We start from the raw sequence: 12,799 nt of genomic DNA on the forward strand, positions 1-12,799 counted from the left end.
CTGAGCAAGAGTTGCACTTCTGTTTGGCGGGCTGCCTCGGAAGAATCGCCCCAACAGCTTCATAGAGACCGCCATGACCACCGTCCTCACCACCCAAGACGTCGCCCGCCTTGTCCAACGCGTCGGACTTCCCGATTTACTTCGCCGCCTCGTCAGCTACCTCGAATCCGACTACCTGCGCTGGGCCGAGTTCGACAAGACGCCCCGCGTCGCCGCCCATTCGCAAGACGGCGTCATCGAGCTGATGCCCATCGCCGACGCCAGCCTCTACAGCTTCAAATACGTCAACGGCCACCCCAAAAACCACCGCTTCGGCCTACCGACCGTGATGGCTTTCGGCGTGCTCGCCGACGTGGCGACCGGCGCCCCGGCCCTGCTCTCCGAGCTGACCCTCACGACCGCGATGCGCACCGCCGCCACCTCGGTCATGGTCGCCAAACGCCTGGCCCGCCCTGACAGCCGTGTCATGGCGCTCATCGGCAACGGTGCCCAGAGCGAGTTCCAGGCCCTGGCTTTCCACCACCTGCTCGGCATCCGCGAGCTGCGCCTGTACGACATCGATCCCGCCGCCACGGCCAAGCTGGTGGGTCATCTGGGCAGCACGGCCGGCCTGACGCTGACGGTCTGCGCCTCGACTGCAGAGGCGGTCAAGGGAGCCGACATCGTCACCACCGTGACCGCGGACAAGACCAACGCCACCATCCTGACGCCCGACATGATCGAGCCGGGCATGCACATCAATGGCGTCGGCGGCGATTGCCCGGGCAAGACCGAGTTGCACCGCGGCGTGCTGGAGGTGGCCCGCGTGATCTGCGAGTTCGAACCGCAGAGCCGCATCGAAGGCGACATGCAGCAGATGCCGGCCGAATTCCCCGTCACCGAGTTCTGGCGCGTGCTGGCCGGCGAGGCCCCGGGCCGCCAGAACGACGCCCAGGTCACCGTGTTCGACTCCGTCGGCTTCGCGCTCGAGGACTTCTCGGCCCTGCGCCTGCTGAGCGACATGAGCCAGCAACTGGGCCTGGGTTCACCACTGGACCTGATCCCACAGATGGCGGACCCCAAGGATCTGTTCGGTGAACTGCACTTGAGCCACCAACTCCAGGCAGCCTGAGCGCCTTGGGTCTAGCTAGCGTGTCAGCACCATCGACAGGAACGCGTCGTTGGGGCCGTTCGACAGCTTGAAGAAGAGCTTGTTGCGGCCCTTGTTGAAGTGCAGGACGCGCTTGCCTTCGGTGCGGTTGTAGTCGCGCACATAGCCCGCGTCGCGCAGGAAGATGTCGTCGAAGTAGGACTGCTTGTTGACGTTGCCACCCTTCCACACCATGCGCCCGTTCAGGTAGACCTGGACGTCGTCATCGGCGCCGATCCAGGCCGTCAGGTCGCAGGCCTCGTCGACGAACACCTCGGTGTAGCCGTAGTAGACCGAATCCTGCGCCTGTTCGGGTGGCAGAAACGGATAGCTCTGCGCCGTCACATAGCGCCACTTGAGCAGCCGCTTGTCCTTGCCGTAGTACACGGCGTCCAGCAGCACCGCCTGCTCGGGCGGATACGCCGGGTTGTCGAACATGCCGGCCCCATGCCGCCCGGGGAAGGGCCCGATGAAGTACCAGCTGTTCAAGTAGACGCGGTTGGCGTACTCGCCGCCCGCGCCGAACATGCGGCCGTGCCCGCGCACCAGGTGCGTGGCATCGACCGGCGGAATCTGGCCCTTGCCGCGGTCGAAGATCTGGCCGTCCTGACCGAAGTAGCCCCATGACCGTGTCGTCTGCTCAACGCGCTCGCCAGCACTGATGAAGTCGGTGATCTCGGCGAGCACCGGCCGGTCAGTCCCGCGGCCTGCGGCGGGCGATCCTGACCGGTCGCCGCCGGTGCCCTCCCCGCCAGCGCCGGACTTGCCCGCCTCGACCTGCACACCGTTGGTCTTGGCCTCCAGGCGCTGCTGCCGCTTGACGAGGGTGGCGCGGGCCTTGGCTTCCAGCGCGGCGACTTCACTGGCCGCCGTCTCCGGCGTCATTGGTGCCTGCATATTGGCGGCCGCACCGTCCGTGCCAGGCTTGGTCGCATCGCCCTGCCCTGCCTTCGCCTGGGCGTCGTGCGGCTCCCGGGCCTCGGCCTGCGTGCCGGCCTCCTTGGGTTCGAGCGCCGCGCTGTCGTCGCCCGCCGCCACCGTTTCAGCGACGGGCGGCGGCGTCTTGGGCAAACCGGTCAGCTTGGCCAACTCCTCGGCTCGGATGTCCTTGTCGAGCGCGTCAATCTCCTTGGCCAGCTCACGCGCCCGCTCCACCATGCGGTCCGGCGTCTCGGGCGCCGCCGCTGCGGCCGGCCCCGGTTGCGCCTCGGCCGGAACACGGTCGGCCGATTTCTGCAGCAACTCCTTGATGGTCTGCAGATCCTGCAAGCGCTTGGCCGTGCTGGCCACGCTGGTGGCGCGCAGACTGGACGCGACCTCGACCTCCTGCTCGCGCAGCTCCAGCTGGTAGCTGCCGAAGTAGTACAGCAGCGCCAGCAGGGCGGCATGCGCGGCCACCGAGACCGACAGGTACGGCCGGCGCGCAATCTGCGTGAGTGCCGCCACGACCAGGAACAGCAGCGGAGAACGGCGCGCGTCCGGCTTCATTGGCGCGTGTGCATCGAGATCTTGGTGAAGCCCTCGAACTGGCACAGGTCCAGCACGTGCACGATGTCCTGGTAGCGCGCCATCTCGTCGCCATCAATGCGGACGGGCCGGCCCGGGCTGGCCGCAGCCTCCTGCTTGAGGCGGTCGTGCAGTTCCTGCACCGATACCCGGCTGCCGTCGATGTAGAGCTTGCCCTGCTTGTCGACGCCGATGGTCAGCGGCGGGGCGCCGGCGCCCACGCGGTCCAGGCTCATCTGCGCCGCCGGCAGCGTGACCGGCAGTTCCTTCTGCGGCTTCTCGCCCACCGGCTGCTTGAACGAGGTGGCCACCATGAAGAACATCAGCAGGAAGAAGATGCAGTCGATCAGGGCGATCAGGCCGATCTCAGGCTGCTCGTCCTCGCCCAGATCAATGCGCATGCTGCACCACCCGCAGGGCCGGGGCCTCAGGCTGAGGCAGGAAGCGTTGGTTGAGCAGCGCATTGATCTGCTGCTCCAGCGCCAGGCCCAGCGTCGCCAGGCGATGCTTGAAATAGTGGTGCATGCCCAGCGCCGGCAGGGCCACCGTCAAGCCCGCGGCGGTGTTGACCAACGCCTTCGAGATGCCGCCCGCCAGCAAGGCCGGGTTGCCCATGCCTTCAGAGAAGGCGATCACGTGGAAGGCGTCGATCATGCCCAGCACCGTGCCGAGCAGGCCGACGATGGGCGCCACGGTGGCCACGATGGCCAGCGCATAGGCCTTGTGCTGGTGTTTGCGCAGCTCCATGGACGCAATGTCCCCCGCGGCGCTGCTGGCGACCGCGTAGGGCTGCTGGCGATGGACGACCAGGAAGGCGATCACCCGCGCCAGCGTGCTGCCGTCCTCGGCCAGCAGCCGCTCGATCTCGTCGAAGCGATGCGCGGTCCACAGCGGCTGAATGCGCTCCACCAGGCCGGCCGGTACCACGGCGCGGGCGCGCAGATGGATGAAGCGCTCGATCGTTACCGCGAGGAACAGGACCGAAAGGCCCAGCGTGACCAGCACCGCAGCGCCGCCCTCGGCCACCTGCTCGACCAGGTTCATCTCGGCCGCCAAGGCCAGGCCGGGGAGGCTGGCGGCGCCCAGCGCGATTGCGATTCGTCTCATGGTGATCATCTGTCGTAGGTAGTCAGGTTGTGCGAGCAGTCGTCTCGTCGTGCTTTGCGTTCGTCACCCGCCCTTGCGCTTGCGCCGCCAGGTGTCCACCACCTGCTGCGCCAGCGCGTCCGCCGCGGCTTGTTCTGCGGCGCTCAGGGGCGTGGGGGACTTGGCCTGATCGAAGGCAAACGCCATCGCTTTTTCCATGATCGCGCCCATGCCGACGCCTGGCAATTTCTCATCCTCTATGGTCTTCCAGGCCGCCTTGTAGCCCGCACGCTGCACCGGCGTGACACCCAGATCACGGGCGCTGTCGCCGGTGGCCAGGGCCAGGTGCAGCAGCGCATCAGCGTCGCCACCCGCCGCAGCGTTGCGAACTTCGGCTTGCAGTTTTGCGATCAACGCGGGATCGGCTTTTTCCTTCTGCAGCGGGTTCTGCAGCGCGCTCAGGTAGGCCGCAGCCCCGCCCTCCGCCCCGCCTTCATAGGCGCGCTGGAACAGCTCCTTGCTACGCGCCATCGTGGCGCTGTCGAAGACCTGGCAACGCCGGACCTCACTCTGCACGCGTTCGATCATCTCGTTGGTGACGCCACCGACGTCGTCCATCATCTTCTTGATGGGCGCAGGCACATCCCCTGGCCGGTCGCGCATGGCATGCAGCCCCTCGGGCGCGCCGGCCATCGTCGAGCACATCTGCAGCGTCTGCGCCGCCTCCAGCATCTCCTTGGGCGTGCCGCCGCCGAGCGCCACCTGCACCTTGCGCAGCGCCTCAGCCGGCGAGTTGGCCTGCTCCATCGCCTTCTTGGCCATGGCGCTGTAGTCGGGCGCCGACGCCGAAGCCGGGGCGGCTGCGGCCTGGACCGGCGCAGCGGAGGCCGCCGTCGATGCGCCCTGGGGCGGCTCGGCCGGCGCAAAGCCGCTGGCCGCCTGACTGGCTTGCGCCTGCGGGCTCGGCAGCGGCGCCTCGGCAACGGGCGGGCGCTTGTACAGCCAGGTCCCCGTGCCTATCACCGCGAACGCGATGACGATTGCGAGGACGCGGCGGGGCTGAGCGGGCACGGAGGCCCCCGTGTGTTGCGGCTGTTCTGTCATGGTTCCTGCTCCTTGTTCGACACAGTCCGGACGGCGTGGCGCCGAAGCGCCCGCGCCAACGTGCAGACCGGATGACTGCTGCTTACTTGGCCCTTTCCGGCGTGGCCGCATGCCCGGCCGCCTCACCGGCCCGCGCCACCACCTCGATGGGCTGGCGCGCCGCGATGCGGTCGCGGAAGAAGGCCTGCACCTGCTCGGCCGTCACGGCTTCGAGGTTGGCCGTCTCGCCCAGCATCATGGCCCTCATGCGCGGCTCGATGAGGATGCGCTGCAGCCAGTAGCCCCAGTGGCCGTTGTACTCGGGCGCCTTGCGGCTTTGCTCGACCATGGGCTGCTTGGCGCGCTGCAGCTCGTCGGCGCCGACCGGCTCTGCGGCCAGAACCTTGAGCTGGGCGCGCAGCACCTCGCGGAAGGCGTCGAACTTCTCGGGCGGCGTCTCGATCTCAGCGCTGAAGCGCCCCTGGCCGGCGATGTCCAGGCTGCCGCCGCCGCTGGCGCGCGGCGAGTAGGTGATGCCAAGCTTCTCGCGCACGATGTCGACCAGCCGCGTCTGCAGCAGCGTGGCCGCCACGCGGCCGGTGTTGGACAGCGCCGTGTCGGCCCACTGGTCGGGCATGGACCAGTGCCAGCCCAGCATGCCCTGGTCAACGCGGCCCTTGTGCAGCGCCACATGAGGCGCGCCGCCATCGGCGGGCGGCGTGGCTTTCAGCGGCACGGCCGGCAGGCGCGCGCGGGCCGGCCCGGCGCCAAAGGTGGCCTGCACGGCGGCAATGGCGGCCTCCTCGCTCACGTCGCCGATGATGACCACATCAGCCGCCCCGGCCAGGGCCGGGCGCAGGATGGCCGCCGCGTCGTCGGCCTTGGCCGCCAGCAGCTCGGCCGCCGTCGGCACGCCGCCGAGCCGGAGCTCGCCGTTGTTCATCACCCGGGACAGCTCGCGGCCGTAGACGATGCCTGGCAGGGTCTCGAACTGGTTGGCCATCATCGGCGCCACACCGGCCAGCTTCTCCCCCATCTCGGGGCGGAAGCCCGGGTCGCGCACGAAGGCGGCCAGCAGCTGGAGCTGGGGCTTGAGGTCGGTCGGGCGGGTGTCGCCCACCAGCAGCACGCGTCGGCTGTCCATTTGCAGATTCAGGCCGGCCAGCACGCCGCTGGCCTGCTGCCACTGCGCCACCTCGGCCAGCGAAAGCTTGCCGGTGCCGCCCAGCGGGAACATGTTCAGCGTCCAGGTGGCCGAGACCTGCTCGGGCTTGAGCCCGGCCATGCCCTGGCCCACCAGCACCTGCACGATGACCTTGTCCTTCTCCTGCGCCGTGGGCTTGACGACCAGGCGCGTGCCGTTGGCAAAGGCCAGCGTGGTGCTGCCCAGCTCGGCGTCGACCGTCTTGCTGACGATGGCGCCAGCGGCGCCGAAGTCGGCATACGGCCAGGTCACCGCCGTGAGCGCGGCCTGGGCCTGCAAGGGCTTGGCCAGGCTTTGGGCCAGCTGGGCCGACAGCGCCGGCACGCCGGCCGCGCCGGCCTTGGCGCTGCGGAAGATGAGCGGCTGGCCACCGAAGTCGCGGCGCAGCACGGCGGTCAGTTCCTCGGGCTTGATGGACGCCAGCATGGGCTCCCCCTCGGCCACGCCCTGTTCGGCGCTCTGGTAGACGCCCTCGTAGTGGGCAGCGTTGACCAGCGCATCGGCGATGGCCGCGCTCTGGCGCGTGGGGGCCTGGGCCACCATGGTCTGCATGAAGCTGCGGATCCCCGGCAGCAGGCGCTGCAGGTCGGCCGGCTGCACGCCCTGGGCCTGCAGCTGGCGCAGCTCGGTGGTCGCGGCGTCCAGCGCCTCGGCCCATTTCTCCGGTGCCGACATCACGGTCAGCTGGGCCTGACCCGTCACGTTGTGGATCCGCGGCAAGTCCATGCCAAAGGCGCCGAGGAACGGGCTGCCCGGCTTGAGCGCCCGGTCACTCAGACGCAGGTTGAGCACGCCGGCCGCCATTTGCTGCACCAGCACGTCGCGACCGACTGCCAGCGTCGGCGGGCGCATGTCGGGCGGCGTCAGCCAGGTCAGCGAGAGCTTGTCGGGCGCGCCGTCGGCGATGAACTCGGCTGCAGGCTGCGTCGGCTTGGTCGCACCCAGGTCCAGCGCGTCCGGCTTGGCCGTAGCCTTCCAGTCGGCAAAACGCTCACGGATCTGCTTCTCCACCGCGTCGACGTCGATGTTGCCGACGACGATGAGGGTCGCGTTGTCCGGCCGGTAGTTGGCCCGGTAGTAGCGGCGCAGCTTGTCGGCCGTGGCGGCCTGGACGGTGTCGATGCGGCCGATGGGCAGGCGCTGGGCCACGCGCGTGCCGGCCAGCGTCAGGGCCTGCTCGGCGATGAAGGCGCGCATGCCGGGCACGTCGCGCGTGCGCTCCTCGGACAGCACGACGCCCTTCTCCTGCTCGACGAGCTGGGCGTCGAGCTTGAGGTGCGAGCCGATCTCGCGGAACAGCATCAGGCCGGTGTCCAGCGCCGCGGCGTCGGCTTTGGGGAAGTTGAAGTGGTAGACGGTCTGCTCGAAGTCGGTGAAGGCATTGGTGTCCGCACCGAAGCTCAGCCCCTGGCGCTGCAGCATGTGCACGACCTCCCCGTCAGCCACCTTGGCGCTGCCGCGGAAGGCCATGTGCTCCAGGAAGTGGGCCAGGCCCTGCTCACCGTCGCGCTCCTGCAGGGAGCCGGCGCCGATGCGCATGCGCATGGCCACGCCGTCCTTGGGCGTCTCGTTGTGCTGGATGGCATAGCGCAGGCCATTGGGCAGGCGGCCGAAGCGCACGGCGGGATCCGGCGCGCGCTGGGTCAGCTCGTGGCCCCAGAGCGGGCCCGCCGGCGCCTGGACAGTAGCGGCCTGGGGCTGTTCGGCCCAGGCAACAGGGGCCCACACCGCCATGCCGGCACTAAGCGCGAGGGCCGCAGCTATGGTGGTGGCACGCCAATGCGGTGCGCGGCGATGGGCTTGGGTTTGCAGGCGTGAGTGCAAGCGGTGTCTCCTGGAATTTGGCTGGAGTGGGCCACAACTTGGTATTGGTAAGTCCAATTGCCGTTGTGTTTGGCTATAAATAGCGGGTGACGGTGAATAATTACGATTTGGTAATACCAAAATGAACGATGCGCGGACTGCTTGACCACCCGCTTCGGGCTGCCCAGGCATCAGCAACATTCACGACGCCCCTGGCCTTCACGCGCCTCCAGAATCAGCCGCATACGCCGACGGAGGGCTCGCATGGCATGGAATGCTCATCTCACTCCCCCTCGCAGGCCGCTGTGGCCACTTTGGTCGCTCCCACTGCTGCCCGCGCTGGCCCTGGCTGAGCCACTGCCCGCTGACCCGCTTGAGCGCCAGTGCTGGCTGGCCCACACCAGCCAGCGCACGGCGCTGGACCTGCGCGAGCCGGTCTCCGTGCACTTCAGCAACTTGAAGACCGGCTACCGGGTGCGCACACCTTTTTGGGTGGAGTTCGGCATCCGCGGCATGGGCGTCATCCCGGCCGGCAATGCCAACGAGAAAGCCGGCCACCACCACATCCTCGTGGACACGCCGCTGCCGCGCGATCACACCGCGCCCATTCCCTTCTCCAGCACGCACAAGCATTTCGGCAAGGCCCAGACCGGCACCGAGATCGACCTGCCGCCGGGCCGCCACACCCTGCGGCTGCTTTTCGCCGACCACGCCCACAAGCCCTATTTCGTCTTCAGCAATGAGATTGCCATTGTTGTCGTGGGCAAGCGCACCGAAGCTCCTGCGCCGAAGGTCATTGCGGGCGACCGCGGCAGCTGCGACGCCTGGTACGAGGATCTGCGCGCTGCGCCACGCGCTCCGTCAGGCCGCGAGGTCTACGTGAAGAACCTGCGCGACGACGAGGCGGTGTCGAGCCCCTTCACGTTGTCCCTGGGCGTGCTCGGTGCCGGCCTGGGCGTGGCGCCGGCCGGCACCACCATCAAGGACACGGGGCATTTCCGCCTCAGCTTTGCGCCCAAGGGCGGCGGCAATACGGTGCGCCAGAACCTCGTCGACGGCCGCACCGAGGCCATCGTCGACCTGCCCCTGGGCGAGTACGAGGCGGTTGTCAGTCTGCACGACGGCGCGGGTGAGCCCCTGCTCAAGGCCGCGCCGCTGAAGTTCAGCGTCACCCGTCACGACAGGTAGGCGCTAGCGTCCTCCACGTCGATCTGCACCGCCGGCATGAAGCGCCGCGCATAGTCGCGCCAGACGCCCGAGCGCAGGAAGAGCGCGAACAGATCCGGGTCGAGGTGACCCTCGGCCACCATGCGGCGCATGATGGCCAGCGCCTCGGACAGGCGCTTGCCCGGCTTGTAGGGCCGGTCATCGGCCGTCAATGCCTCGAAGACGTCGGCAATGGCCATCATGCGGGCCTGCGGGCTCATCTGCGCGCCGGTGAGGCCACGCGGGTAGCCCTTGCCGTCCATGCGTTCGTGATGGCCACCCGCGATTTCGGGCACGTCTTTCAAATGCTTGGGGAAAGGCAGCTCGTGCAGCATCTTCAGCGTCTGCACGATGTGGTCGTTGATCTTGTAGCGCTCCTCCTCCGTCAGCGTGCCACGCGAGATCGTGAGGTTGTACAGCTCCCCCCGGTGGTAGAGGTGTTCGGGCTGCTTGAGCTTGAATCCCCAGCGGTTGTCGCCGGCCAGTTGGTCGGCGGCGGGGCGCGGCAGGATGTGCTCGGGCCGGTCCTGCAGCAGGCGCTCAGGTGCGGGCAGCGGCGGGCGCGGCCTGGGCTGGCGGCGCAGCTCCTCGATGGACAGGCCGAGCGTGTCGTCCAGCGTGCGCGACCAACGCCTCTCGCCGATGCGGCGCAGCCGGGCAACGGCTTCGGGGTCCAGCGTTTCGCCGCCCACATTGCTGGCCGCGACAAAGGCGTAATCGGCATCCAGTTCGTCTTGGACCGGCGCCGCCGCAGCACGGGCGCGCTGCACGCCCGCGTCGCCCAGCTCGGCCTCCAGCTTCTCGATCAGCGCGTCGCGCTTGAGCACCTCGAAGCGCGTACGGATCTCATGAACGCGGTTGTAGATGGTTTCCAGCTTGGTAGCCTTGTCGACAACATATTCCGGCGTGGTGACCTTGCCGCAGTCGTGCAACCAGGCGGCGATGTGCAGCGCCTCCCACTGGTCAGCGTCCATCGTGAAACCGGCGTACGGTCCTTCGGTCGCCTCGCACGCTGCCTGGGCCAGCATCTTGGTCAGTTCGGGCACGCGCTGGCAATGGCCGCCGGTATAGGGGCTCTTGGCATCGATGGCGCCGGCGACAAGCTGGATGAAGCTCTCCAGCAGCGCTTTGCGGGCGCGCAGCAGCAACTGGTTGTCGATCGCCACGGCGGCTGTGCCAGACAGTGCGCTGACGAAGGCCACGCGTGCGGCGCCCAGCGGTGCAGACGGCCCGTCGGCCATCAACGGGAAGGTCAGCGTCAGCGTGCCGATGGTCTCGTGCTGGCTGTTCTTCAGCGGCAGGGCCAGCAGGCGCATCCTGGCGACGCCCAGGACGGCGAACAAGCGCCCGTAGGCGGACAGGTGGGTCGGGTTGTCCCAGCTCAGGTCGATCTCGACCGGTGCGTTCGTCTGCAGGGCACGCACCGGCGCGGCGACGCTGTCGGGCACGTTCACCTGCCAGGTCAGCCCGCGGCGCGACGCGGTCTCGCCACGCACGCGCGAAGCCGCAGGTTCCAGCGTCTGGCCATCGGCCGACAGCAGGTGGACCGAGCCGCCGCTCGCGCCCGCCACGGCGATGGTCTCGCGCAGGATGAGGTCGAGCAGGGTGTCGAAATCGCGCTCGGCGCTCAGCGCGCTGCTGATGTCGAGAAAGCGCCGCAGCGAATGCTTCATCGCCGTCATCGCGATGGCCAGGCGATCGACCTCGCGGATCAGGCTGCGCTGGGGATCGGGCCCGTCGAACTCGAAACGCTCGATCGCCTCGGCCTGGCGGGCCAGGTTGCGCAGCGGCCGCGACACGCGGTCGGCCAGCAGGTGAACCAGGGGCAGCAACAGCAGCATCAATCCCAGCGAGATGTACAAGCTGTGGCGGCGGCTCTCGATCTGGAAGGCCTGCAGCTCCTCCCGCGGCGCGGCCATCAGCAGCACCAGCGGCGCGCCGGCCTCCACGGCACCCTGCAGCGGCAAGGCGTGGCTGACCCATTCGTGCCCGTCGATCAGCTGCACGGGTGCGAGATGACCCTCGCCATCGCGGCGCTGCCACAGCGCGCGCATCAGCGGCGACGCACGCTCGGCCACGCGCGGCAGCGCCTGGCCGTCCTTAGGCGGCGTGCGCCGCTCGGGCCGGGCCTCGGCCAGCATCTCCCCGCCTTGGGTGGCGATGAGCAGCTCGGCTGAACGGCTGATCTGCGGGCGCGTCAGCATTTCGCTCAAGGCCTTGAGGCTGACGTCGGCGCCGACGATGGCGCCGCCATGGGCCTGGGCCAGCGTCACGCCGGGTTCGCCCGTCGTGAAGAACAGATAGGGTGCCGACTGCACGAGCCTGCCTTCGCCGGCCTCGCTGGCCAATGCGAACCAGGGCCGGGTGCGCGGGTCAAAGTCGTAGTCGGGCCGGTCACGGCGCTGCAGCTCGCGCAGGGCCGCGTCATAGAAGCGGTAGGCGCCCCGCGGGGCTGCGCCGCCATCACGGTTCACGCTCTGCAGGCCGAATGCAGCCTCAGCCGGTGCATCCATGCGCTTGCGTGTTGCCGCATCGCCCAGGCGGCGCAACAGGACGAAGGATCCGCCCGAGGTGCCGACATAGACGGCCGACACAGAGGCATTGGCGCGCAGGGCCGCGGCCATCTGCGGCAGCGCAGTCAGACGCTCGGCCTCGTTGCCGGCCCGGCTCAGGGCGCCGGTCGCCAGCAGGGCGACGCTGACCCGCGCCGGGCGCAGCTCGGTCTCGACGGCCGCGGCGGCCTCACGGCCGATGCGCCGGGCCGCGGCGCCAGCCTGCTGCAGCATCAATGCGTCACTGCGTGAGCGCTCGTACAGCAGCAGCACGCTGTACACCAGGGCGACCAGGCCCACCATCAGCAAGCTCAGCGTGATGTAAAGCGTCTTGGGCTTGAGATGCGGCATGGAACCTGACGGGCAGCAGCGTTGCAGCAGTATCTCCGTGCCGCCACCACTTTGCCTGTGGTTACCAGACCAGCCGGCAAGGGTGCCCAAGTCCTACAAGTCAAGCCCCCCAGCGGCCTTCAGGATGGCGTGGCGACGACCGGTCGCGTATCGCCGCAGGCCCGACCCGGCGCCTGCGCTGCTATGGATGAAGTAGGAGAGAAGTTCCCCATGAAAAAGATCGCAATCAGCCTTGCCGCCCTCGCCCTGGCCGCCAGCGCCCAGGCTCAGTCCAACAGCCCCGGCAGCAATGCCGCGCACAACTACGGCCTGTTGTCCCTGGGCCAAGGCCATCTCAATGCCGACTGCACCGGCGTGCAGACCTGTGACAGGAACGCATTCGGTGGCAAGGCCATGTTCGGCCACGCCTTTGGCAATGGCTTTGCCCTCGAAGGCGGCTACACCAATTTCGGCAAGTTCCGCGCGTCACAAGGCACCGTGGGGTTGAGCGGCCGGCCCGAAGCCCTGTCGCTGAGCGGCGCCTACACGGCCAACCTGAGCCCCGACTGGGGTCTGGTCGGCCGGCTGGGCGTGGCCCGCGTGCGCACCAAGGTGAACGCCGAGGTCGGCGCGCTGACGGGATCGAGCAGCGAGAGCAAGACCCAGCCCATCGCCGGCTTGGCCGTCAACTACGCGCTGACACCGTCGGCCCGTATCGAGCTGGGCGTGGACGCAACGCGGGCCCAGATCCAGGGTGAGCGCCAGAACGTTCGGATGGTGTCACTGGGCGCGCGCATGGCCTTCTGACGGCCCAAGCACGCCACTGCGAGACCACCCGAGCCGCCTGGCCGCTGAAAGCGCGGTCAGGCGGTTTTTTTCACAACGCCCCCGAGCCCAGGG

The 12,799-nt window shown here is 68.8% G+C and carries 9 protein-coding genes; 3 read left to right on the forward strand and 6 right to left on the reverse strand.

Features of this window, described 5'->3' with window-relative positions; genetic code table 11:
* The first annotated feature begins 73 nt into the window (after positions 1-73).
* Positions 74-1,111, forward strand: coding sequence for an ornithine cyclodeaminase (locus ASC95_RS24710; RefSeq protein WP_057300297.1), 1,038 nt, complete (start codon positions 74-76; stop codon positions 1,109-1,111).
* A 15-nt stretch (positions 1,112-1,126) separates the two neighbouring features.
* Here ASC95_RS24710 and ASC95_RS24715 read toward each other — a convergent pair whose 3' ends face one another.
* The 5 genes from ASC95_RS24715 to ASC95_RS24735 form a co-directional block, all read right to left on the reverse strand.
* A complete protein-coding gene (locus ASC95_RS24715) occupies positions 1,127-2,617 on the reverse strand; it encodes a hypothetical protein (protein ID WP_057300298.1) in 1,491 nt (496 codons plus the stop codon).
* Entirely contained in the window at positions 2,614-3,036 is a 423-nt protein-coding gene (locus ASC95_RS24720) for a biopolymer transporter ExbD (protein ID WP_057300299.1), read from the reverse strand. Before ASC95_RS24720 ends, ASC95_RS24715 begins: the two co-directional genes overlap by 4 nt.
* Positions 3,026-3,742 carry a MotA/TolQ/ExbB proton channel family protein gene (locus tag ASC95_RS24725; protein ID WP_162250847.1) on the reverse strand — a complete coding sequence of 239 codons (717 nt, stop codon included), beginning with the start codon at positions 3,740-3,742 and terminating at the stop codon, positions 3,026-3,028. Before ASC95_RS24725 ends, ASC95_RS24720 begins: the two co-directional genes overlap by 11 nt.
* Positions 3,743-3,805: 63 nt before the next feature.
* Positions 3,806-4,825: a hypothetical protein gene (locus tag ASC95_RS24730; RefSeq protein WP_157256489.1), complete on the reverse strand. Its 1,020-nt coding sequence runs from the start codon at positions 4,823-4,825 to the stop codon at positions 3,806-3,808.
* A gap of 82 nt (positions 4,826-4,907) precedes the next feature.
* Positions 4,908-7,832 (reverse strand): pitrilysin family protein, encoded by a 2,925-nt coding sequence (locus ASC95_RS24735; protein ID WP_162250848.1) that lies wholly within the window; start codon positions 7,830-7,832, stop codon positions 4,908-4,910.
* Between the two features lie 243 nt (positions 7,833-8,075).
* On the opposite strand from ASC95_RS24735, the gene ASC95_RS24740 reads away from it, so the two are divergent.
* Positions 8,076-8,999 carry a DUF4399 domain-containing protein gene (locus tag ASC95_RS24740; RefSeq protein ID WP_057300303.1) on the forward strand — a complete coding sequence of 308 codons (924 nt, stop codon included), beginning with the start codon at positions 8,076-8,078 and terminating at the stop codon, positions 8,997-8,999.
* On the opposite strand, the gene ASC95_RS24745 is transcribed toward ASC95_RS24740, so the two are convergent.
* Positions 8,987-11,920 carry an HD domain-containing phosphohydrolase gene (locus ASC95_RS24745; protein WP_057300304.1) on the reverse strand — a complete coding sequence of 978 codons (2,934 nt, stop codon included), beginning with the start codon at positions 11,918-11,920 and terminating at the stop codon, positions 8,987-8,989. The genes ASC95_RS24740 and ASC95_RS24745 overlap by 13 nt on opposite strands.
* Positions 11,921-12,130: 210 nt before the next feature.
* Between ASC95_RS24745 and ASC95_RS24750 the strand changes: the two genes are divergently transcribed.
* Positions 12,131-12,706, forward strand: coding sequence for an outer membrane beta-barrel protein (locus tag ASC95_RS24750; RefSeq protein ID WP_057300305.1), 576 nt, complete (start codon positions 12,131-12,133; stop codon positions 12,704-12,706).
* The last annotated feature ends 93 nt before the right edge of the window (positions 12,707-12,799 follow it).

The organism is Pelomonas sp. Root1217 (assembly GCF_001425705.1).
In the GTDB taxonomy this organism is placed as follows: Bacteria; Pseudomonadota; Gammaproteobacteria; order Burkholderiales; family Burkholderiaceae_C; genus Pelomonas.